Origin of the sequence: Escherichia sp. WS1265 (genome assembly GCF_046487585.1) — a bacterium.
GTDB classification, from domain to species: domain Bacteria; phylum Pseudomonadota; class Gammaproteobacteria; order Enterobacterales; family Enterobacteriaceae; genus Escherichia; species Escherichia coli.
In genome coordinates this window covers 144,970-167,068 of sequence record NZ_JBJQJE010000003.1, presented here as the reverse complement: position 1 = coordinate 167,068, position 22,099 = coordinate 144,970, and the positions used below count along the sequence as shown (strand labels likewise).

Below are 22,099 nucleotides of genomic sequence, written 5' to 3'. Positions count from 1 at the left end.
ATTAGCCTCCCCAATGCCCACGGGCGCTGGAAGAACGACCATAGCCGCCGCGAGAAACGGTTGACGCTTTTTTGGTGGTAAAGCCGCCCGAAGAGTAAGACTCTTTTTTGCCAGAACCGGAGCGCCAGGAGTAATCACCAGAAGTGTTGCGCCAGACGGGGCGCGAAGCAAAAGAGGAACCGCCGCTGTTATAAACAAACTGCTCATCGCGATCTTTACGAATAACCCGGCTTAACAAAAATCCAGAAACGACCGGGATCCAACTCTGTTCAACGTTGTCGTAGTAACAATTTTCATACTTAGACTGACAATTCTGCTGAGTCATATTCTTCGGAACATCGGCATAAAACGCCGCTTTAGCGTTGTTCCAGCCATGAGCACAGATATCTGAATTATTACCGTCATCAATACAATCCTGCACAGTCGAGTAAAACGTTCCGTCGCCGTCGTTATCGACATCGCCACTATCGCCACAACCTTTCAATACGAAAAAAGCGGCACCGCCCATTAGCGCCAACGTTAAGTATTTTTGTGCGTAGCGATTGCGACGCGGTTCAAAAGGATTATTCGGTCTGCCAATGCGACTGATCGCTCCGTGACCAATTTTACTGTTATTTCTTGATTTGCGTTTTCTGGCCATGATCGTCCATTACCATGTCATACAAGCTGCGTTAAAAATACCACCAGCCAGTGCGGCGGTTCCCATAAACATTCCTGCTGCGGTATTGTGATTAATAATTTTTTCGCTTAATGCGGGCATATAAAGCCTGACGCCAGCAAAAACGAGTAACTGAATCACCAGTGCGATCCCGCCCCAGGCGAAATAGTCTGGAATACTCACCGCATTGATTGCCGCACTGGATAACGGGATCACGTAACCCAACAATGTACCGCTGAATGCCAGTGACGCCGCGGTATTATTGTTTTTGATTAATTGCCATTCGTTGTGCGGTGTAATTTTGGAGTAGATAAACAGAAAAACAATCACCATAGCCGCGCCAATAAAAAAATAGGCACTAAAGGCAAGAAGTGAATCCAGTATATGCATTGTAAACGTCCTTGTAATTAACCAATAATATGAAGTGATGTCAGCGGGATATCGACACCCAACGCGCGCGAAAATAACCACTCTGGCTCACCGAGATCGTTAAAAGATTCCTCACCATTTAGCAGCAAATATTCGTAAGTATCTTCGGTTACTTGCCGTTGGTAGCCCATGGTAAAATTATGGACCTCCCATTTGGCATGGTTTTGATTTTCTACTTTTTCCAGCATGTAGACGGGTTCGATATTTCCCGGCTCTTCACTGTTAAAAAATCGCTGCCAGCGTTTTTCCTGCCAGTTTAAGGTCATAGCCCCCATCGCTTTGGCGTTGATCGCCTCGCGCCAGTGGCTCTCTTTACTGATACCGTAGCTCTCTTCATAGACAAAGAGCTTAATATCATCAATGTCATCAATATCTTCACCGCCGGTGGTATTGATTTGCAGAAATTCATCGCCCGAAGTGTAGTAGCGGAAAATCTGGCTACCGCCGCCCAGATCGATGCGGCTGACGGCGGCTACCGTAAATTCCTCACCCGGCAGCGCAATCAGCAATTCATCTTCCAGCAAACGAAACGCTAACGTGTCGAGCGTAAAACCACTATTGAGATGCAGACCCAGCGGACCGCGAGCGATAGCAGGCTTATTATCCTTGCCAAACAGACGCTGGAAAAAACCAGACATATTTTATCCTTAAAATAGTTGCCAGCCTTGCAGTGAGGCCGGCAAAAAATTACTCGCCCTGTTGGCGTTGCAGTCTTGCTAATACATCCTGGGCGCTACTTTTATTGCTACCGCCAATTCCGGCTTCCGCCAGCTTTTCATCAAGATCGCGACCGTCTGCGACTTTTTCCAACTGTGCGGCAGCATCCAGGCGAGCCTGACGTTCGGCCTGACGCGTTTGCAGGCGTTTTAAGGATTCTGCCGCTGTCGAAACGCTGGAAGATGCGCCAACGGTAGAGGTCGTTACAGCCTGTTGTGCACGCTGCATGGCTTCAGTAGCTTTAACGACTTCCATTTGCTGCTCAAACTGAGCGATACGCTGCACTGTCGCTGTAACTGCTTTTTCCACGCCATCACGAGAGACTTCCAGATTCGACAACACTTGCTCTTCAGCGGTAATGAGATTCTCAAGACGCGCGATTTCTTCAGCAACTTCGTTAATCAACGAGGGATTAACATTCTTGCTTAACGCTTCCAGCGCACGAGCTTCCAGACTGGCTTTGCGCTCACGTAAATCTTTCAGCTTATCGTGACTTAATTTCACCCGCGCCAGCAGATCAACGCGAGATTTTCCGGCTTTATCGAGTTCAGCTTTAGCGTCACGAATATGCTGTTCCAGCATGCGCACGCCCTGGGTTTCTTCAATGGATTCTTCCGCTTGGGAGATAAACGATTTCCCCAGCGTAAATAAACTTTTTAAAATTCCCATAAATACCCGTCCTTGTAATTAGTGTGAATATTCTTCTGTAATTTCAGCCAGATCCAATGCGTTATCTACCAGCGAGGTTATCTCAAGCAGGATATCTTCAAGAGAAGATTTAAGCGATAACGCCCCGAAAACAATGTAATACTCTTCCTGTTGTACGCTGGAGATCCCTACCGATGACAACGGCATCATCTTCTGATTTCTTAATAAGAAGGTATTAAATTCATCTGGATTGCTGATACTACTTACCGGACAAATAAAGGTTTCGATAATCATTTGGCGGGAAGTAAATAGAATATTGATTTGCAAATCGCCATAATCATTCATTTTAATAATTAATGCGTTCTCGCCATTTGTTACATCAATATTTTGTTCAGGTACAGTTTGCAGCGCCGTCGCCAGCACCAACGGATTCCATGTCATATATTATTCCATATAAATTAAGTTTAAATATTAATAAAATGAATATTTGCAGTACGTAATTATCTTACCAGCTAAACACAAAAAAAAACCATCCAAATCTGGATGGCTATTTAGAAGAACCAAAAATTTAACGCTATGCATACGATAAAAAATGCGCCAGTCTACATACGCTGACGCTAATGATTAGTCACTACAAGTCTAACGACCGCTTCCACAACATAAAGTCAAACTGTTCAAGTTTGTCTGCCTTCACGACGTAGTCCTTACTGGCAGTTTCAATAACTTTTTCAAATAATTCTCTACTCACATCTTCCAGCGGAGTGCCGTCAATCACTGGGCCACAGTCGAAATCAATCATGTCAGACAATCGTCTGGCAATCGTGCTGTTGGTGGATATTTTTAACACCGGAACAATCGGGTTACCGGTGGGCGTACCAAGACCCGTCGAGAAGATAACCACATTACATCCTGCTGCTACCAATCCGGTTACCGCGTCCACGTCATTGCCCGGAGTACACACCAACGATAATCCACTATCGGGCATCGGTTCAGCGTAATCGCATACACTCACAATTGGCGCTCGCCCGCCTTTTTTCGCTGCTCCGGTAGATTTTATTGCGTCAGTAATCAACCCATCCGCAATGTTGCCAAAACTTGGGTTATCCGCAATGGTGGTATCGAAAAAGTTCGCTGTCTTTTCGTAGCCTTGCATTAGATTGAGGAACTTTTTTTTATCCTCAAGATTAATACAACGCTTAACCATATCACCTTCTGCCCCACATAATTCTGGAAATTCTGCTAACCCGGAAGCGCCACCAAGCGTTGTCAACCAGTCAGAAACCAGCCCCATTGCAGGGTTGCCGGAGATACCAGAAAAACCATCGGAACCACCACACTTCATCCCCACTTTGAGACAGGAAAGAGGGACCTCTACTCTTTCTGTCGGCTTCACCGCTTTCATTGCCTCGAAAGTCTGCTGTAAAGCGGTCTGCATCATCCGCTCTTCGCTGTCCCACTCCTGTTGGAGAAAGTAGAGCGCAGGTTTATCAAATTCAGGATTACGTCTCGCCAGCGCATCCTTAAACATTTTCTGCTGCGCTTTTTCACATCCTAAACTGAATACCGTCATACCGATTACATTCGGATGGTCAGCATAAGCAGCTAATACATCGCACATAGTTTCACAGTCTGAAGTTGCACCACCACAACCACTGGTGACCGTAATACAGCGAACACCTTCAATATGCGGGAACATTCTCGCGGTTTCGATCAGTTCATCGCTACCGGACGTCAGATTAAGAGCAAACTTTTTCAGTGAGTTATTGGTATAACCCAAAGCATCATTCAAAGCATTGGTTAACTTACTGACATTACGGTTCTCGCAAAATACCAATGGAAAGACTAACCAGTAACTGGCAGTACCCACTCTGCCATCGTCACGGACATAACCTTTAAAAGTGCGGGTGCTCCATTCAGAGACATCCGGTGCCTGCCAGTGGTAGGGTTCAACATCCTCCAGTGTGACAGGAGCTGCATAGTGGCGAATATTATCAACGGTAATCGCTTCTCCCTTAACGATGGGACGCGTGGCCTTGCCAACTGGCATACCGTACATCGAAACAATGCCATCCAGAGGAATATCTTGCGTCGCAAACTTATGTTTAGCCTTAACATCAGTTACTAACGTTATGTTGTCGTCATCCCACGAGTACGATTCTCCAGCGTGCAGGTCTTTCAACGCGACAATGAGATTATCGTTACTGTCGATACGTAATATTTTTTGCATAATCATATTCTTCCAGTCAGATGTTCAATCTTATTAACTGTATGCTTTTGCTGCCTGTTGGCTCTTTTGCAGCAATCCAATCAATAATGCGCAGCCGATAGTAATTACAGACAACGCCATCAATCCGGCGATGCTGCTATCCATTGCCCGATCAACCTCAACACGGATAAGAGGAGCAAGGAACGAGCAGAAAGCGCCCATCGTGGTGCAAAAACCGATCCCCGCAGCCAGTGCCGGACCAGTAAGAAGTTGTGGAGGGAAAGTCCAGAATATTGGCTGTACTGAGAGGAAACCAACCGCACTTAAACAAAGTGCACCAATCGCCACAACAGGCCCCGCAAATGCGGAAAGGGCAAGGCCGACAGCAGCAGCCAACATACACATAACCGAAATGGCCACACGCCGGGAAGGATTGCGGTCAGCAATTCGCGGAATGTAATAGACGCCAAAAGCAGAGCACGCCCATGGTATTGCCGCGACTAATGACTGCTTAAAGCCAAGGCTTTCTCCCATCAGCGATGCAACCTGTGACGGAAGGAAAAACATTAAACCATATACTGATATCTGGATGGTGCCGTAGATTAATGCCAGATGCCAAACTTTGGCATTTTTCAATGCTGAAATCACTGAACTGGTTTCTGTTTTCTGTCGTTCAGATTCCAGTTGCTTATTCAAAGCGTCTTTTTCTTCCTGGGTAAGAAATCGCGCTTTCGTCGGATTATCATCAAGGTAGAACCAGGCAAAGATACCAAGCACTAATGCCGGCAATCCCTCAATGACAAACATCCAGAACCATCCTGGACGTCCCATCCAGCCATGTAGTTCAAGTAAAGCTCCCGATATTGGCGAACCGAGCGTTAACGCCAGCGGCACCCCCAACACAAATATTCCCACGACCGATCCGCGAACCTTGTTAGGAAAATAAATGGATGCGAGCAGTAAAATGCCGGGATAGAACCCCGCCTCGCCCAGCCCTAACAGAAAGCGCAAAATAATAAATTGCGTTTCACTGGTGACAAATCCCGTCATTGCCGAGAGAAGGCCCCAAATTGCAGTTGTAATACTTAACCACTTTTGTGCGCCGATTTTATTGAGGATCAGGTTAGCTGGAATGCCGAAAAGTGCATAGGCAGCGAAAAATATTCCTGCACCGAGAGCGAATGCCGACTCTGATAATCCAATATCCAGTTTCATTGCATCTTTGGCAAAGCCAACATTTACCCGATCAATAAAGGCAACAAAATACATTATGAACATTAAGGGTACTAAACGTTTCCACGATTTTTGAATTGCGGAATTCAACAGCGGATTATCGTATTGGGTTATATTAGCCATAAATAAATCCTTAGTTCTGTTGGTAAGATATTCTATTTATAGGTTTTATATTATTTATAATAATCGGTGACAGATAAAATTTCCTGCAATCTCCGGGATTGAATATCATCAAGTATATTAAATGGTGAAGAACACCGTTCTGATTGAATAACCCCCTTTAACTGAAGGGCTTTTTTGAAAGTGGGAATAAAAGGAGAATTCACGCTGTAAACGGCCATTAGTTGATCGACTATCTGCTGATGCTGCGCGACTGCAAGTAAATCGTCATTCATGAATGCTTGCATCCAGGAGGCAAAAAATTCAGGGACAATATTGGATAAACCACCAATACAGCCATCTCCACCAGATAGTATGTTGTGGGCAAAATTATTGTCATATCCTGCATACACTTCAAAATGAGGGATATTTTTCTTTACGGTATTGATAACCTGCGCAGTATGGAAAGCATCAGGGACGGTATCTTTCATACCAATAATATTGGGATACTTATCTGCCAGTCGTAAACAAATCTCTGGTGATACGCTGTACCCGGTTCTCTCCGGGAAGTTATAAATAAAAATATGAGCCGGGGTTTGGCTTGCAATCGTACTGTAGAAATCAAAAATAGCTTCATCATCCAGAGGGAAATAATAAGGACTGATGATCATCACACCATCCAATCCTTGCTCCCAGGCGTAATTGGCCAGTGATATTGATTCATTGACGTCCATGCGACTGGCTCCGGCATAAGCCTTCATATCGCCTCGGGAAAACTCACTACAGGTTTTAATCATTTGGCGGGCGTTTTCCATATTAAGCGAAAAAAACTCACCAGTACTGCCCATCACAACAAACCCGGACACGTGATTTTTAATAAAATCATAAACCTGAGTGTTTTGCTCAGGATCGATTCGCCCTTGTTCATCAAATATGGTGACAACGGGGGTTATGTAACGACTTTTCATGCCTACCTCATCATAGTTTTATTGTTCATATATACAAACAACGTTTTTAAATACAAACTAAAATGAGTATACCCAACCTCAGAAATGAGTCAAATTTAGCCAATCACAGAAGTAATACACATAAGATATTGATATATTTGGAGTAATTATGCAGGGGGTCTGCATAAAAAACAATCACAGTTCTTTTTTTATCCGTTTTATGACCAGTATCACGCTAAAAAAGGACTGATGGGGTCAACAGCAGTCAAGGAACGCGAGGGGGTTAATTTACTTGAATTATAATTCTCCCTAGAATGGTGCATTACTCATGGTAAGGGAAATAGTCATTATGGAACATAAGCCTACCATCCGGGTGTTAGAGATACTGGAAGCACTGGCAGCGGAGAATCAGGGTGTTTCATTAACTCACCTTTCGGAAAAAACAGGCATCCTGAAAGGAACGATTTTTCCCATCCTCAAAACGCTGGTTGAACAGCGGTACATCAGTTATGACGCTAATACCCAGCTTTATAATCTGGGGATCTCCTGCTCGATTCTGTCCCGTGCTTTCCTCGACAGATCGTACTGGTTAAAAATGGTTTACAAAGAGATGAACAACATTGTCAAAGAGTGCAATGAAGTTTGTCAGATGGGGATCCTGGACGGTGCAGATGTTTTATATATCAATAAGGTGCAGGCGGCACAAACCGTACAACTGGTTTCACATATTGGGACTCGTCTGCCTGCTATCTATTCTGCGCTGGGAAAAGCCATTATCTGTGAATACAGTGATCAACAAATTCGGCAACTCTACCCTGACGGTTTTGTTCCCATGACATCGTATAGCGTTACGACCCTGGAACAATTGCGCCAACAACTTGAGGATGCCAGAGTAAATGGCTATGCATTTGATAACAGGGAAATCAATGAGGAGACGGTATGTTATGCTGTTGCCTTAAAACAGCGAAATAAAACGCTTGCCGCCATCAGCATTTCAATACCCGTATTTCGTGCGACAAAAGAAAAAATTGCCGATGTCACGCGTATCCTGCTGAATGCACGTTCGCGTATTGAACAGGAACTCAACACCTTACAGGATATCAATATCGGTATTGATTCCCACCATTAAGGGTATTTTCCATTCGAAGCCCGATACGTAAAAATTATCGGGCTAACAAAATATCCATTGAATGGATAGCGATGAACTAGCTGCGCTGGCGCACCGCTTCAAATAAGCAAATTCCGGTCGCAACCGAAACGTTCAGGGAAGAAACACTTCCTGCCATTGGGATGCTGATCAACTCATCGCAATGTTCACGGGTCAGGCGACGCATACCTTCACCTTCCGCGCCCATCACCAGCGCCAGGCGTCCGGTCATTTTGCTCTGATAGAGTGTATGATCCGCCTCGCCTGCCGTACCGACGATCCAGATATTCTCTTCCTGCAACATACGCATGGTGCGCGCCAGATTAGTCACCCGAATCAGCGGAACGCTTTCTGCCGCGCCGCAGGCTACTTTTTTCGCCGTGGCGTTGAGCTGTGCGGAGCGATCTTTCGGCACAATCACCGCATGAACTCCTGCGGCGTCCGCGCTACGCAGGCACGCGCCGAGGTTGTGCGGATCGGTTACACCGTCGAGGATCAGCAGGAACGGTTGATCGAGCGAAGCGATCAGATCCGGCAGATCGTTTTCCTGATACTGACGTCCTGGCTTCACGCGGGCAATAATGCCCTGATGCACGGCACCTTCGCTTTTCTCGTCGAGATACTGACGGTTCGCCAACTGGATAACCACGCCCTGGGACTCAAGGGCGTGAATCAGCGGCAACAGACGTTTATCTTCACGGCCTTTTAAAATAAAGACTTCCTGAAAACGTTCAGGGGCGCGCTCCAGCAGGGCCTGCACTGCGTGGATGCCGTAAATCATTTCGCTCATTAATATACTCGTTGTTTACGTTTTGCCTGATGCACTACGTTTATCCGGCCTACATGCTCCCTGCAATATATTGAATTTGCGTGATTATGTAGGCCGGATAAGGCGTTCACGCCGCATCCGGCATGAACAAAGCGCATTTTGTCAGCAATCTAACCCTCTTCTGTTTGAAGAGGGTAATGATCACTCTGCCACTTTTTTCTTCGCCGCACGCTTCGCTTTGGTCGCTGCGGCTATTTTCTGCGTTTTCGCCGATGGCTTTTTCGCTTTTCTCGCGTCTTTCTTCGCCGCTTTCGGCTTCGTTTTTTTCTCACCGCGGAAGGCGCTGTCTGGCTCAAAGTTTACCTTTTTACCGACCTGACGACGCTTGCCGCCTTTTTTACCTGCATCGCCTTTTTTCGCTTTCTCGCGCGCCGTTTTACCGACGTTGCGCGGTGCGCGTTCGCTGGAGATCAGGCTAAAGTCGATTTTGCGCTCGTCCATATTAACCGCTTCGACGCGAACTTCTACGCGATCGCCCAGGCGATAAGTCTGGCCACTGGATTCACCCATCAGGCGTTGCCCTACCTGGTCAAAGCGATAGTAGTCATTGTCCAGCGAAGAGACATGGACCAGACCATCAATGAACAAGTCGTCCAGACGGACGAAGAAGCCAAAGCCAGTGACGCTGGAAATTACGCCTTTAAAGACGTTACCTACCTGGTCGAGCATGAAGTCACACTTCAGCCAGTCAGCTACATCGCGTGTTGCTTCGTCGGCACGACGTTCCGCCATCGAACAGTGCTGACCCAGTTGCAGCATCTCTTCCATCGAATAATGGTAACCGCCGGTTTCAGTAGTGTTGCCCTGATGCCCCTGCTCTTTCGCCAGCAGATACTTAATGGCGCGGTGCAGCGTCAGGTCAGGATAACGACGAATCGGCGAAGTAAAGTGCGCATAGGACTGCAATGCCAGACCGAAGTGACCACGGTTTTCCGGATCGTAAATCGCCTGTTTCATCGAGCGCAGCAGCATGGTTTGCAGCATTTCTGCGTCAGGACGATCGGCAACCGACTCCAGCAGCTCCGCGTAGTCACGCGGTTCCGGCTTGTTACCGCCCGGCAATTCCAGCCCCAGCTCCGCCAGCACTGAACGGAAAGAGGTAATTGCTTCGGTGCTCGGCTTGTCGTGAATACGGAACAGTGCTGGTTCCTTGGCTTTCTCAACGAAACGCGCCGCCGAGATATTCGCCAGAATCATACACTCTTCAATTAATTTGTGTGCGTCGTTACGCTGGGTCTGTTCGATACGTTCAATACGGCGTTCAGCGTTGAAAATGAACTTCGCTTCTTCGCTCTCAAATGAGATCCCACCGCGTTCTTCACGGGCTTTATCCAGCACTTTATAGAGGTTATGCAACTCTTCGAGATGCTTAACCAGCGGGGCGTACTGCTCGCGCAGATCCTGATCGCCCTGCAGAATATGCCAGACTTTGGTGTAGGTCAGACGTGCGTGAGAGCTCATTACCGCTTCATAGAATTTGTAGCCAGTCAGGCGGCCTTTCGACGAAACCGTCATCTCGCACACCATACACAGGCGGTCTACCTGCGGGTTGAGCGAACACAGACCGTTAGAGAGCACTTCCGGCAGCATCGGGATAACCTGCGAAGGGAAGTACACCGACGTACCACGGTTACGCGCTTCTCTGTCCAGCGGTGTTGGCGGACGCACATAGTAGCTGACGTCGGCAATCGCGACCCATAAACGCCAGCCGCCGCCGCGTTTTTTCTCGCAGTAAACTGCATCGTCAAAGTCACGGGCGTCTTCGCCATCAATGGTGACCAGCGGTAAATCGCGCAGATCGACACGGCCCGCTTTTGCTTCTTCCGGCACTTCTTCTTTCAGCCCGGCAACCTGTTGCTCAACGGCCTGCGGCCAGATATACGGAATTTCATGGGTACGCAGAGCGATATCAACCGCCATGCCGGTGCCCATATTGTCGCCAAGTACTTCGACGATTTTACCCACCGCTTTGGTACGGCGAGTCGGGCGTTGGGTCAGTTCAACCACCACCACAAAGCCCATCCGCGCGCCCATGATCTGATCGGGCGGGATTAAGATATCGAAGCTCAAACGACTGTCGTCAGGAACCACAAAGCCGACGCCCGCTTCGGTAAAGTAGCGACCAACAATCTGGCTGGTTTTTGGCACCAGTACGCGGACAATACGCGCTTCACGACGACCTTTACGGTCAGCACCCAGCGGCTGCGCCAGCACCTGATCGCCATGAATGCAGGTTTTCATCTGCTCGCTGGAGAGATACAAATCATCTTTACGCCCTTCAACCCGCAGAAAGCCGTAGCCATCACGGTGGCCAATAACGGTACCTTTCACCAGGTCGAGGCGTTCCGGCAGCGCATAGCACTGACGACGAGTGAAGACCAGTTGACCATCGCGCTCCATCGCGCGCAGGCGGCGACGCAGGCCTTCAAGCTGCTCTTCGCCTTCAATGTGCAGTTCTACCGCCAGCTCATCACGGCTGGCCGGTTTTTCACGTTTGGTTAAATGTTCGAGGATAAATTCCCGACTAGGGATGGGATTCGCGTATTTTTCAGCTTCGCGTTCCTGGAAAGGATCTTGTGACATCTCGGTTCCTCCGTTGTCATCTCTGATGAAGATTTTCGTCACTCCACCAGCAATAATTTATAAAGCGGTTGATTCTCTTCAACCAAATCGGCAAGCGTGTAGTTATCCAGTTCCGTAAGAAAACTTTGCACGGCCTTAGAAAGTGCCTGTTTCAACCGACAGGCAGGTGTAATGTGGCAAAACTCACTGCTGCAATTCACCAGCGATAAGGGCTCCAGCTCGCGCACCACATCACCAATACGTATCGCACTCGCCGGTTTACCCAGACGAATGCCGCCATTTTTTCCACGAACAGCAGTCACGTAGCCGGCACGACTAAGTTGATTGATTATTTTGACCATATGATTACGGGAGACGCCGTAGACGTCAGTCACTTCAGAAATACTGGTCATCCGCCCTTCTGGCAATGACGCCATGTAGATCAGCGCACGTAATCCGTAATCAGTGAAACTCGTTAACTGCACATCAACCTCAAAAGGGAAATCGGGAAAAAATACATTTATATTGATGATAAACCAGCCACAAGCTGTGTCGCTAATTTATTTCAGTTCGGGGAAGGAAAAAAGCGAGGATTTAACACTGTGTCGGAAAGCGTAATGGCTTAACCGACACAGCAATGTATCACACTGTTAGCCCGGCAGGCAAAATATCTGCCAGGCGTACCAGAATTACGCGTCGAACGGGTCGCGCAGAATCATGGTTTCAGTACGATCCGGACCGGTAGAGATGATATCGATCGGCACACCGGTCAGCTCTTCAATACGCTTGATGTAGTTCAGCGCCGCCTGCGGCAGGCCGCTACGATCTTTCACGCCGAAGGTGGATTCAGACCAGCCCGGCATGGTTTCGTAAATCGGCTCTACACCTTTCCAGTCGTCAGCTGCCAGCGGAGTGGTAGTCACTTCACGACCATCCGGCATACGGTAAGCCACGCAGAGTTTCACCTCTTTCAGGCCATCCAGAACGTCCAGCTTGGTCAGGCAGAAGCCAGACAGGGAGTTCAGCTGTACCGCACGACGAACGGCAACGGTGTCCAGCCAGCCGGTACGACGACGACGACCCGTAGTTGCGCCGAATTCGTTACCCTGCTTGCAGAGGAACTCGCCAGTTTCATCAAACAGTTCAGTCGGGAACGGACCTGCACCCACACGAGTGGAGTAAGCTTTGAGGATACCCAGAACGTAATCAACATAACGCGGGCCCAGGCCGGAACCGGTCGCCACGCCACCAGCAGTGGTGTTGGAAGAAGTTACGTACGGATAAGTACCGTGGTCGATATCCAGCAGCGTACCCTGAGCACCTTCGAACATGACGAAATCGCCACGCTGACGCGCCTGGTCGAGCAGGTCAGAAACGTCAACCACCATAGAAGTCAGGATGTCGGCAACAGCCATCGTATCATCCAGAACTTTCTGGTAATCAACCGCTTCAGCTTTGTAGTAGTTAACCAACTGGAAGTTGTGATATTCCATCACTTCTTTCAGTTTTTCAGCGAAGGTTTCTTTGTCGAAAAGGTCGCCAACACGCAGACCGCGACGTGCCACTTTATCTTCATAAGCAGGCCCGATACCACGACCGGTGGTGCCGATCGCTTTCGCGCCACGCGCTTTCTCACGCGCGTTATCCAGCGCAACGTGATAATCAAGGATCAGCGGACATGCTTCAGACAGCAGCAGACGCTCACGAACGGGGATGCCACGGTCTTCCAGTTCTTTCATCTCTTTCATCAGCGCGGCCGGAGACAGCACAACACCGTTACCGATGATGCTGGTTACATTCTCGCGGAGAATACCTGATGGAATAAGATGGAGAACGGTTTTTTCACCGTTGATTACGAGAGTATGGCCTGCGTTGTGACCGCCCTGGTAGCGTACAACATATTTAGCCCGTTCAGTCAGAAGATCGACGATCTTACCTTTACCTTCGTCACCCCATTGGGTGCCCAGTACGACGACGTTGTTACCCATTTTTCAAAATCACCGTTTGCTTAAAAATGGATTCTACCATCGCTTTTTCAGAGTTACAGCACTTTTTGCACTCAAAAATGACCTCGATCAGTCTGTTTTTTGTTCAGCCAATCGTTTTCCTCAACATGTAGTAGACCACAACGCCCGCAACCACAAGTCCACCGCCAAAACGACGTAAAATATTATCGGGCAAATTGGTCATCGTAGAGATCATCTTCTTCCATGCCTTCGGGTAAAGCATCGGCCCTAAACCTTCCAGCACCAAAACCAGGGCAAGCGCCAGCCAGATTGTCGAATTCATTGATTATCCTTATAGAAAAAGAAAACCACCGACATCCCTGAGGATGCGGTGGCTTTATTGACCTGTACCGCAGTCGTTATATTAACGCGTTGCGGAAGTCGGCGTCTTCATGTAGCGGAAGAAATCGCTATCCGGGCTCATGACCATCACGTCCTGATTGCCAGAGAAGCTGTTCTCATAAGCACGCAGGCTACGGATAAATGCGTAGAAGTCCGGATCTTTACTGAATGCATCAGCAAACAGTTTGGCTGCTTCTGCATCGCCTTCACCACGCATGATGCGGCCCTGACGCTCAGCTTCTGCCAGCGTTCTGGTCACTTCATAGTCGGCAGTCGCGCGCAGTTTTTCCGCTTCTTCCTGACCTTGTGAACGGTGACGACGCGCTACCGCTTCACGCTCGGCGCGCATACGGTTGTAGATCGCTTCAGACACTTCGGTCGGCAGGTTGATCTGCTTGATACGCACATCGACAACTTCAATACCCAGCGCCGCCATACTGTTCGGGTTGATGACCGGAACTTTGCCCTTCGTCTCAGCCGTTACGCGCTCTGCCGCTTCGGCAATGGCGTTATCTGCTGCCGGGGTAGTAACTTCATCTTCTGTACCCGCAGAACCGGAGTTCAGCGCGTCACGTACTTCGAGGGTCAGACGACCACGGGAATCGGTGACGATATCTTTCACGTCCAGGCGACCAATTTCAGAACGCAGACGGTCAGAGAACTTACGTTTCAACAGCACTTCCGCTTGCGAAATGTCGCCACCGCCCGTTGCCAGGTAGTAACGGCTGAAATCGCTGATGCGCCATTTGATGTAAGAGTCGACGATCAGGTCTTTCTTCTCTTTGGTCACAAAGCGGTCGGCCTGGTTGTCCATTGTCTGAATACGTGCGTCGAGCATTTTCACCGTTTCAATGAACGGTATCTTGAAATGCAGACTCGGCTCATAAACCAGAGGTTTGTTGTCATCGTCACGCAGTACCTTACCAAAACGCAGCGTAATACCGCGCTCACCTTCTTTGACGACAAAGACAGACATGTAAAGCACTACCAGCACGATGATGATAATCGCGATAACTGACTTACGCATCGTTATTCCCCCTGACGCTGGTAGTCGTTACGCTGCGCGTTGGCGCGGCGTTGGTCCATAATATCGCCCTGACTGGTGGACGACGTGTTGCTTGCTCCACTGGTTGTGGAGGAAGAGGCTGGCGGCAGACGCAGCAGATTGCTGGCACCGTTATCGCTCTTCGCCGCAGGGGCGTTACCACCTTTCAGCATCTGGTCTAACGGCAGAACCATCAGGTTGCCACCTTTATCGTTAACCAGCACTTTGCGGGTGTTGCCCAACACTTTTTCCATCGTCTCGATATACAGACGCTCGCGAGTAATTTCCGGCGCGGCTTTATATTCCGGCAGAAGTTTAGCAAAGCGCGCCACTTCACCCTGAGCTTCCAGGATGGTCTGGGCCTTGTATGCACGCGCCTCTTCGAGGATACGTTGCGCCTGACCGTTCGCACGCGGCTGAACTTCGTTGGTATACGCTTCTGCTTCACGAATGTATTGCTGTTCGTTTTCACGCGCGGCAATCGCATCGTCAAACGCCGCTTTTACTTCTTCCGGCGGACGAGCTGCCTGGAAGTTGACGTCCAGCAGCGTGATACCCATGTCATACGGACGAATCGTCTCTTCCAGTTCGCGCTGAGTATCGCTACGAATCACGGTGCGACCTTCCGTCAGAATGCGGTCCATGGTGTATTTACCGATAACCCCACGCAGGGCGCTGTCGGTAGCCTGACGCAGGCTGTCATCCGGGCTGGTCACGCTATACAGATATTTTTCCGGATTGGTGACGCGGTACTGCACGTTCATCTCAACGCGCACTACGTTCTCGTCCGACGTCAGCATCACACCAGAAGCGGCCAGTTCACGCACGGCTTCCACGTTCACCGGTTTGACTTCGTCGATAAACGTCGGTTTCCAGTTCAGACCCGGCTCAACCAGATGGCTGAATTTACCAAAGCGTGTTACCACGCCACGTTCGGCTTCTTTAATGGTATAGAAACCACTGGCCGCCCAGATAATGACAATCGCTGCCGCTGCGATGGTAACGACACGACCGCCAAGCTGCGGGCGCGGGCCTTGCGATGAACTGCCACCGCCAGATCCGGTGCCTTTACCGCCGCCCAGACCACCGAGCTTTTTGCTCAGCTTGCGGAAGATATCATCTAAATCAGGTGGCCCTTGATCGCGACCGCCTTTGTTTCCATTTCCCTCAGAGTTGCCGCCAGGTTTGCTGCTTCCCCACGGGTCGCGGTCTTGTCCGTTATTACCGGGCTGATTCCACGCCATGTTTGTGCTCCATATTTGTTATGCGGTGATCCCTGTTGTCTTTCGACGCCAGAGGATATGACTCCACGCTTCAGACGCTACGCCGTTAGATCAGGTAATCGATCAACGCCGGTTCTTGTTTACAGAGGCGACGCCAGTCAACGATCGGCATACGAACTTGCAGACTTACGCTGCCGTCCTCCTCCATCCACTCTTTTTCTATTGCCTGAAGCTGATAAAAACGACTTCTCAAACGCCCTTCCTGCGGTGGCAGACGCAATGTATGCTGCGCCACCTCGCCGGAAAGCCGCTCCGTCAAAGCCTGAAAAAGCTGTGGTATCCCCGCTCCGGTCTGTGCGGAAAGCCAGACACGGATCGGTTTGTTCTCTTCGTCCCGATCAATACGCGGTTCGAAATCTTCCAGCATATCGATCTTGTTCATCACCAGCAGGGTTGGGATCTCGTGAGCGTCGATCTCTTCAAGAACCGTATTCACCGCTTCGATGTTTTCTTGTACACGTACATCCGCCGCATCAATGACGTGCAGCAGCAATGTGGCTTGCCGCGTCTCTTGTAACGTGGCTTTAAATGCCGCCACCAGATCGTGCGGCAGGTGGCGAATAAACCCTACGGTATCTGCCAACACGGTTTCACCGACATCTGCGACGTCAATACGCCGCAACGTCGGGTCGAGGGTGGCAAACAACTGGTCTGCCGCGTAGACCCGCGCTTCGGTGATGCGATTGAAAAGGGTAGATTTACCGGCGTTGGTATATCCCACCAGCGAAACAGTAGGAACGTCGGCTTTGATACGCGATTGCCGCCCCTGCTCACGCTGCTTTTCAACTCTTTCCAGGCGCGACTGTATCTGCACGATGCGATTACGCAACAAACGACGGTCGGTTTCGAGCTGGGTTTCACCCGGACCACGCAAACCTATCCCGCCTTTCTGTCTTTCAAGGTGGGTCCAGCCACGCACCAGGCGCGTAGCCAGATGGCGCAGCTGCGCCAGCTCAACCTGCAACTTACCCTCATGGGTACGCGCACGTTGGGCGAAAATATCTAAAATAAGGCCGGTGCGGTCGATGACACGACACTCGCACAAACGCTCCAGGTTACGCTCTTGCGCCGGGCTCAGGGCATGGTCAAAAAGAACGACCGAAGCACCCGTCGCTTTGACAGCTTCCGCAATTTCAACTGCTTTACCTTCACCTACAAAATACTTTGGGTGCGGCGCTTTACGGCTACCGGTAATCACCTGCAATGCTTCGACACCGGCGGAAGAGACCAGAGATTCAAACTCCTGGAGGTCTTCCATATCTTTGTCTTGCGTAAAATAGATGTGTACCAGTACCGCCTGCTCACCAGCATCATAACGGTCAAACAAGCGTATAACCCTCTAAATAGATCAGCGGGGAACGCAGGATCGCTGGCTCCCCGTGTAAAAAAAACAGCCCGAAACCTTATTCGGTTTCTTCGCTGTCCTGTTGCGCGGAAGTATTCTGCGCGCTGCTACCATGATGGTAGTTACTGCTGGTACCGCCACCGGCGTTGTTACTGTGATGAGAAACCGGGCGAGACGGGACAACAGTAGAAATCGCGTGCTTGTAAACCATCTGGCTGACCGTGTTTTTCAACAGGATCACGAACTGATCAAAAGACTCGATTTGCCCTTGCAGCTTAATACCATTCACCAAATAAATAGAAACTGGAACACGTTCCCGACGCAGTGCGTTCAGGAACGGATCTTGTAAAGATTGCCCCTTAGCCATTCTCTCTTTTCCTTATATGCTTATTTGTACTTTGAACCTTTCGATTCTGAAAAAATTGCGCACGATACGTCTCAATTGTACACATTCAGCCTGCGATAGCACCAACAACCTGTAATACTTCATCACGCGCCTGTTCTGGTTTTTCACTGTCAAGCCAGTGAACCCCTTCCCAACCACGCAGCCAGGTTATCTGCCGCTTCGCCAACTGTCTCGTGGCGCAAACACCTCGATAAACCATTTCATCGTATGAGATTTCGCCTTCAAGGTAAGACCACATCTGGCGATAACCCACGCAACGAATGGAAGGCAAATCCGTATGCAAATCTCCTCGGGCAAAAAGCGCCCGGACTTCTGCTTCAAAACCTGAAGCCAACATCTGATGAAAACGCTGCTCAATTCGTTGATGGAGCAGTTCACGGCTCGCCGGGGCGATGGCGAACTGATGCACCTGATACGGTAGAGCGTCTCCTGACGTTTGCGTCAGTTCCGTTAAAGTTTTACCCGAAATGAAAAAAACTTCCAGTGCCCGGGAAAGCCTTTGTGGATCATTTGGATGAATCCTTGCTGCCGCAACCGGATCGATCTCCTGAAGTTGACGATGCAATGACTCCCAACCTTGCTCTGCCGCCTGTTGCTCAATTCTGGCCCGCACTTCCGGGTCTGCCGACGGTAGCGGCGACAACCCTTCCAGCAATGCCTTGAAATACAACATCGTACCGCCCACTAACAGTGGGATCCGCCCCGCTGCGGTGATATCGGCCATTTCCGCCAGCGCATCGCGGCGAAAATCAGCAGCCGAGTAAGCCTGCGACGGATCGCGAATATCCAGCAATCGGTGCGGCGCGGCGAGTAACTCTTCAGCGTTCGGCTTCGCCGTCCCGATATCCATCCCTTTGTAAATAAGGGCAGAATCAACGCTTATCAACTCTACTGGTAAAATTTTACGCAGCTCAATGGCTAACGCCGTTTTACCGGAGGCCGTCGGCCCCATCAAAAAAATCGCCTTAGGCAGGCTCGCCTTACTGATATCACTCATCTTTCAGGGCTTTTATCGCCGGATGTAAATCAACAGATTGTAACAGACCACCCGGCGGCGTTTTCACAAGTTGCGGACATAACCGTTCCACGTCCGCCAGCAGGGTTATGGCCTGCGCCATTGACCACTGCGCATGTTCGCTCATCAGATTTCGTGCAATCCACTGCGCAATATTGCCAGGTTCGAATACGGACTGCTTCGCCAGGTAGCCTATCAGTTCAGGAATCAAGATTTGTAAATTTTGTTGGCGTAAGGGTAAAGGCACGGCCCTGATGGTCACATGCTGTGCATCTGACTGGAAATCAATACCCAATTCCGCCAGGGCAGACTGCGCTTTTTCTAATGCCGATTTTTCTTCACCAGAAACTTTTAGCCGCAGCGGAATCAGCAACGGCTGGGCGCAAACTGGCGCTTCACCCGGCGTCAGTTGCGCCTGACGCAGCCAACGTTCTGCCACTGGCAAGGCTAAAAGTGAAATGTTGCCGTCGCGCTCCAGCAACGCACAGTCGGAATGGACGATAGTCAGTACCCGACCAAAACTCTGACTGTTCGCCGCAAGTGCAGGTTCCTGCGGTTCTGGCGCTTTTGGTTTTTGCATCGGCGCGGGCGTTTGCAAAAGCTGGCGATACACTTCACCTTGCTGTTTCTGGTAACCTGGCTGCGCATTCGGCCAGGGGGCAGCCGGACGACTGCCTGAGGCGGGCGCAGGAGTGTAACGCGGAGCTACTGGCTCACGAACTGCCGGTTCAGCAAAATGATTGCGCCCCGCCGCCACGCGGTTTTCCGGGATGGCGCGCGGTGCAGGTTGTGGTTCATCGTCCAGCGGTAGCGGCGTTTCCAGTTGCTGTTGTAGCACGCTCAGCACGCCCTGATAGATAAAATCATGCACCAGACGCGACTGATGGAAACGCACTTCGTGTTTGGCAGGGTGCACGTTGACGTCCACCTGATGTGGGTCGATCTCCAGATACAGCACAAATGCCGGTTGCTGATCGGCCCCCAGTTTGTCTTCACAGGCCTGGCGGATCGCGTGATTGATCAGGCGATCGCGCATCATGCGACCATTCACATAGCAATACTGAATTTCCGCCAGTGCGGGCGTGGTGTGATTCGGATCTGCCACCCAGCCGCGCAGCGTAAGATCGCCGTGTTGCCATTCAATCGCCAGCGCTTGTTCGAGAAAAGCGGTGCCGCAAATCGCGCCTAAGCGCCGTTCTTTTTGCCCGCCTTCCGGCACTGCGCGGTACTGACGCACAATTTTACCGTTATGCGACAGGTTGATCGTGACGTCGAAACGCGCCAGCGCAATGCGGCGAATAATTTCATCGATATGGTTAAATTCGGTTTTCTCGGTGCGCAGGAATTTGCGCCGCGCCGGGGTGTTGTAGAACAGATCCAGCACCTCCAGCGTTGTTCCCACAGGATGCGCCGCCGGTTTTACCGTCACGTCCATATCGCGCCCTTCGGCATAGGCCTGCCAGGCTTCCTGCTGTTCTGCGGTACGTGAAGTGAGCGTCAGGCGGGAAACCGAACTGATACTCGCCAGAGCCTCACCGCGAAAGCCCAGGCTGATAATGGCTTCGAGATCGTCCAGAGAGGCGATTTTACTGGTGGCATGACGAGCCAGCGCCAGCGCCAGCTCATCTTTTTTGATACCGCAGCCGTTATCACGAATGCGGATAAGTTTCGCCCCACCGCGTTCGATATCAATATCGATACGCGTCGCACCTGCATCGAGGCTGTTTTCCACCAGTTCTTTGACTACCGACGCAGGTCGCTCGACCACCTCACCTGCGGCAATCTGGTTCGCCAGTTGTGGCGGTAAGACCTGAATTGGCATCAATCGTCCTTAGTTTGGCAGCGTGCGATCTGGCGTCGTCACCGTACTGGCCGTTTGTGCCGTTGCACCCTGCGGCGCAGATTGCATCGGATGCGCAAGGAAATAATTGCGCAGGCCTTTATAAATGGCTTCTGCCAGCTGTTGTTGGTAATCGTCGCTCGCCAGCAAACGTTCTTCGCTGTTGTTGCTGATAAAACCGGTTTCGACCAGTACTGATGGGATATCCGGCGAACGCAGAACGCCAAGGCTGGCGTGTTCTGGTCGACGTTTATGAATTTCGCCAATGCGTTGCAACTGACTGATCATACTGGTCGCTACATCATACCCTACCCGCTGGGAATGACCGAACTGTAAATCCAGCACCGCCTGGCTTAAATAGGGGTCAGACTGACTGTTCGCCAGCACATCGCCCGCTCCGCCCAATAGCTCCGACTGTTTCTCATGCTGTTCCAGCCAGCTTGCCATCTCGCTGTTTGCACGACGGTTAGAGAGCACCCATACGGAAGCGCCAGTCGCACTGCGGTTTGGTGCGGCATCAGCGTGAATCGACACGAGGAAATTGGCGTTTTGCTTACGTGCCACATCGCTGCGCCCCATCACCGAAATAAAGTAATCCCCATCACGAGTTAAAACGCCTTTAAACATCGGATCGTCATTGAGCAAGGTACGTAATTTACGCGCAATGGCGATGGTGACATTTTTCTCCCGCGTACCACCGGGGCCGATAGCGCCAGGGTCCTGACCGCCGTGTCCTGCATCAATAGCGATGATAATTTTATCGCCAGTGTTAGCCGTCGCGCGCGCTGCCGGACGCGTTACCGTATTACTGCTGATAACACCTGTAGTGCGGTTACTTTCCGTTTTAAACGGATTGCGCGCCGGTTCGCTGACGCGCGGTGCGACAACCGCAGGCGTTTCAACGCGTTTCGCAACCACAGGCGGCGGAGGAGGCGGTGGCGGCACATCGGCGTTAATCGTAAAGACAACAGTGTAATTGCTGCCATTCTGCCGCTTCACCGCTTCGGTTTTACCGTTTTCGGTAAGATCGACCACCAGCCGTAGCGTTTGTGCATCTTTAGGCGTTCCAGAGCGAATCGCCTTCACCAGATTATTGCCGCTAAACAACAACGGCAGCCCCTGAATCACGCCCGTTTGTTTGATATCGAGCGCCACGGTGCGTTTGCTTTGATGGCTAAACGCATAATCAGGATCGCCAATAAAACTCAACGTTATCCGCGCCTGTTGATTGCCGTTAGAAACCTGAATATCAGAGAGCGTCGCGGCACCCACCGGCGCGCACAGCAGCAGCAACGTCGCTACCAACCAATTTCTGATGCGATACATCATCCCGCCACCTTTC

The 22,099-nt window shown here is 50.3% G+C and carries 21 protein-coding genes; 1 reads left to right on the top strand and 20 read right to left on the bottom strand.

The genetic code is table 11. The features are described from left to right. Position 1 precedes the first annotated feature (1 nt). The 8 genes from ACJHX3_RS04695 to ACJHX3_RS04660 form a co-directional block, all read right to left on the bottom strand. A complete protein-coding gene (locus ACJHX3_RS04695; RefSeq protein WP_000101676.1) occupies positions 2 to 640 on the bottom strand; it encodes a DUF1190 domain-containing protein in 639 nt (212 codons plus the stop codon). 9 nt (positions 641 to 649) lie between these two features. Beyond that, positions 650 to 1,048, bottom strand: a complete 399-nt coding sequence (locus tag ACJHX3_RS04690) for a DUF350 domain-containing protein (RefSeq protein ID WP_000547746.1) — start codon at positions 1,046 to 1,048, stop codon at positions 650 to 652. Positions 1,049 to 1,065: 17 nt separating this feature from the next. Continuing rightward, positions 1,066 to 1,725, bottom strand: a complete 660-nt coding sequence (locus tag ACJHX3_RS04685; RefSeq protein ID WP_000012565.1) for a YjfK family protein — start codon at positions 1,723 to 1,725, stop codon at positions 1,066 to 1,068. A gap of 49 nt (positions 1,726 to 1,774) precedes the next feature. Further along, the gene (locus ACJHX3_RS04680) at positions 1,775 to 2,473 is read right to left on the bottom strand and encodes a PspA/IM30 family protein (RefSeq protein WP_000511961.1); all 699 of its coding nucleotides are present in this window, start codon (positions 2,471 to 2,473) and stop codon (positions 1,775 to 1,777) included. A gap of 18 nt (positions 2,474 to 2,491) precedes the next feature. Next, complete coding sequence (locus tag ACJHX3_RS04675; RefSeq protein ID WP_000220146.1) at positions 2,492 to 2,893, bottom strand: YjfI family protein; 402 nt, start codon at positions 2,891 to 2,893, stop codon at positions 2,492 to 2,494. Between the two features lie 190 nt (positions 2,894 to 3,083). Continuing rightward, positions 3,084 to 4,679, bottom strand: a complete 1,596-nt coding sequence (locus ACJHX3_RS04670) for a UxaA family hydrolase (RefSeq protein WP_094308602.1) — start codon at positions 4,677 to 4,679, stop codon at positions 3,084 to 3,086. Positions 4,680 to 4,712: 33 nt separating this feature from the next. Then, complete coding sequence (locus ACJHX3_RS04665) at positions 4,713 to 6,014, bottom strand: MFS transporter (RefSeq protein WP_001284217.1); 1,302 nt, start codon at positions 6,012 to 6,014, stop codon at positions 4,713 to 4,715. Between the two features lie 50 nt (positions 6,015 to 6,064). Then, the gene (locus ACJHX3_RS04660) at positions 6,065 to 6,958 is read right to left on the bottom strand and encodes a dihydrodipicolinate synthase family protein (RefSeq protein WP_000842399.1); all 894 of its coding nucleotides are present in this window, start codon (positions 6,956 to 6,958) and stop codon (positions 6,065 to 6,067) included. 328 nt (positions 6,959 to 7,286) lie between these two features. Between ACJHX3_RS04660 and ACJHX3_RS04655 the strand changes: the two genes are divergently transcribed. Next, the gene (locus ACJHX3_RS04655; protein ID WP_000400401.1) at positions 7,287 to 8,066 is read left to right on the top strand and encodes an IclR family transcriptional regulator; all 780 of its coding nucleotides are present in this window, start codon (positions 7,287 to 7,289) and stop codon (positions 8,064 to 8,066) included. Positions 8,067 to 8,142: 76 nt separating this feature from the next. Here the strand turns inward: ACJHX3_RS04655 and rlmB are convergent, their stop codons facing one another. From rlmB to amiB, 12 genes are all read right to left on the bottom strand, one after another. Further along, complete coding sequence (gene rlmB / locus ACJHX3_RS04650) at positions 8,143 to 8,874, bottom strand: 23S rRNA (guanosine(2251)-2'-O)-methyltransferase RlmB (protein WP_001293287.1); 732 nt, start codon at positions 8,872 to 8,874, stop codon at positions 8,143 to 8,145. 180 nt (positions 8,875 to 9,054) lie between these two features. Continuing rightward, positions 9,055 to 11,496, bottom strand: a complete 2,442-nt coding sequence (gene rnr, locus ACJHX3_RS04645) for a ribonuclease R (protein ID WP_000076316.1) — start codon at positions 11,494 to 11,496, stop codon at positions 9,055 to 9,057. A gap of 38 nt (positions 11,497 to 11,534) precedes the next feature. Next, entirely contained in the window at positions 11,535 to 11,960 is a 426-nt protein-coding gene (gene nsrR, locus ACJHX3_RS04640) for a nitric oxide-sensing transcriptional repressor NsrR (protein WP_001177639.1), read from the bottom strand. Between the two features lie 204 nt (positions 11,961 to 12,164). Further along, the gene (gene purA, locus ACJHX3_RS04635; protein WP_000527955.1) at positions 12,165 to 13,463 is read right to left on the bottom strand and encodes an adenylosuccinate synthase; all 1,299 of its coding nucleotides are present in this window, start codon (positions 13,461 to 13,463) and stop codon (positions 12,165 to 12,167) included. Between the two features lie 103 nt (positions 13,464 to 13,566). After that, entirely contained in the window at positions 13,567 to 13,764 is a 198-nt protein-coding gene (locus ACJHX3_RS04630; RefSeq protein ID WP_094308591.1) for a DUF2065 domain-containing protein, read from the bottom strand. Between the two features lie 81 nt (positions 13,765 to 13,845). After that, positions 13,846 to 14,850, bottom strand: a complete 1,005-nt coding sequence (gene hflC / locus ACJHX3_RS04625; protein WP_128882056.1) for a protease modulator HflC — start codon at positions 14,848 to 14,850, stop codon at positions 13,846 to 13,848. Positions 14,851 to 14,852: 2 nt separating this feature from the next. After that, complete coding sequence (gene hflK / locus ACJHX3_RS04620) at positions 14,853 to 16,112, bottom strand: FtsH protease activity modulator HflK (RefSeq protein WP_000312488.1); 1,260 nt, start codon at positions 16,110 to 16,112, stop codon at positions 14,853 to 14,855. A gap of 85 nt (positions 16,113 to 16,197) precedes the next feature. Beyond that, a complete protein-coding gene (gene hflX / locus ACJHX3_RS04615; protein WP_000460360.1) occupies positions 16,198 to 17,478 on the bottom strand; it encodes a ribosome rescue GTPase HflX in 1,281 nt (426 codons plus the stop codon). Positions 17,479 to 17,554: 76 nt separating this feature from the next. Then, positions 17,555 to 17,863 carry an RNA chaperone Hfq gene (gene hfq, locus ACJHX3_RS04610; RefSeq protein ID WP_001051883.1) on the bottom strand — a complete coding sequence of 103 codons (309 nt, stop codon included), beginning with the start codon at positions 17,861 to 17,863 and terminating at the stop codon, positions 17,555 to 17,557. 85 nt (positions 17,864 to 17,948) lie between these two features. Next, positions 17,949 to 18,899, bottom strand: a complete 951-nt coding sequence (miaA, locus tag ACJHX3_RS04605; RefSeq protein ID WP_001280339.1) for a tRNA (adenosine(37)-N6)-dimethylallyltransferase MiaA — start codon at positions 18,897 to 18,899, stop codon at positions 17,949 to 17,951. Next, on the bottom strand, positions 18,892 to 20,739 hold the full coding sequence (mutL, locus tag ACJHX3_RS04600; protein ID WP_001122471.1) for a DNA mismatch repair endonuclease MutL: 1,848 nt from the start codon (positions 20,737 to 20,739) through the stop codon (positions 18,892 to 18,894). The genes miaA and mutL overlap by 8 nt, the downstream gene beginning before the upstream one ends. Positions 20,740 to 20,748: 9 nt before the next feature. Then, positions 20,749 to 22,086 (bottom strand): N-acetylmuramoyl-L-alanine amidase AmiB, encoded by a 1,338-nt coding sequence (gene amiB, locus ACJHX3_RS04595; RefSeq protein WP_000990271.1) that lies wholly within the window; start codon positions 22,084 to 22,086, stop codon positions 20,749 to 20,751. Between the last annotated feature and the right edge of the window lie 13 nt (positions 22,087 to 22,099).

Coding starts and splice junctions, on each gene's coding strand:
- ACJHX3_RS04655 (WP_000400401.1), top strand. CDS start 7,287: ATGGAACATAAGCCTACCATCCGGGTGTTAGAGATACTGGAAGCACTG.
- ACJHX3_RS04660 (WP_000842399.1), bottom strand. CDS start 6,958: ATGAAAAGTCGTTACATAACCCCCGTTGTCACCATATTTGATGAACAA.
- rlmB (WP_001293287.1), bottom strand. CDS start 8,874: ATGAGCGAAATGATTTACGGCATCCACGCAGTGCAGGCCCTGCTGGAG.
- ACJHX3_RS04695 (WP_000101676.1), bottom strand. CDS start 640: ATGGCCAGAAAACGCAAATCAAGAAATAACAGTAAAATTGGTCACGGA.
- miaA (WP_001280339.1), bottom strand. CDS start 18,899: ATGAGTGATATCAGTAAGGCGAGCCTGCCTAAGGCGATTTTTTTGATG.
- amiB (WP_000990271.1), bottom strand. CDS start 22,086: ATGATGTATCGCATCAGAAATTGGTTGGTAGCGACGTTGCTGCTGCTG.
- purA (WP_000527955.1), bottom strand. CDS start 13,463: ATGGGTAACAACGTCGTCGTACTGGGCACCCAATGGGGTGACGAAGGT.
- hflC (WP_128882056.1), bottom strand. CDS start 14,850: ATGCGTAAGTCAGTTATCGCGATTATCATCATCGTGCTGGTAGTGCTT.
- hfq (WP_001051883.1), bottom strand. CDS start 17,863: ATGGCTAAGGGGCAATCTTTACAAGATCCGTTCCTGAACGCACTGCGT.
- ACJHX3_RS04630 (WP_094308591.1), bottom strand. CDS start 13,764: ATGAATTCGACAATCTGGCTGGCGCTTGCCCTGGTTTTGGTGCTGGAA.
- mutL (WP_001122471.1), bottom strand. CDS start 20,739: ATGCCAATTCAGGTCTTACCGCCACAACTGGCGAACCAGATTGCCGCA.
- rnr (WP_000076316.1), bottom strand. CDS start 11,496: ATGTCACAAGATCCTTTCCAGGAACGCGAAGCTGAAAAATACGCGAAT.
- ACJHX3_RS04675 (WP_000220146.1), bottom strand. CDS start 2,893: ATGACATGGAATCCGTTGGTGCTGGCGACGGCGCTGCAAACTGTACCT.
- ACJHX3_RS04680 (WP_000511961.1), bottom strand. CDS start 2,473: ATGGGAATTTTAAAAAGTTTATTTACGCTGGGGAAATCGTTTATCTCC.
- hflK (WP_000312488.1), bottom strand. CDS start 16,112: ATGGCGTGGAATCAGCCCGGTAATAACGGACAAGACCGCGACCCGTGG.
- ACJHX3_RS04665 (WP_001284217.1), bottom strand. CDS start 6,014: ATGGCTAATATAACCCAATACGATAATCCGCTGTTGAATTCCGCAATT.
- ACJHX3_RS04690 (WP_000547746.1), bottom strand. CDS start 1,048: ATGCATATACTGGATTCACTTCTTGCCTTTAGTGCCTATTTTTTTATT.
- ACJHX3_RS04685 (WP_000012565.1), bottom strand. CDS start 1,725: ATGTCTGGTTTTTTCCAGCGTCTGTTTGGCAAGGATAATAAGCCTGCT.
- ACJHX3_RS04670 (WP_094308602.1), bottom strand. CDS start 4,679: ATGCAAAAAATATTACGTATCGACAGTAACGATAATCTCATTGTCGCG.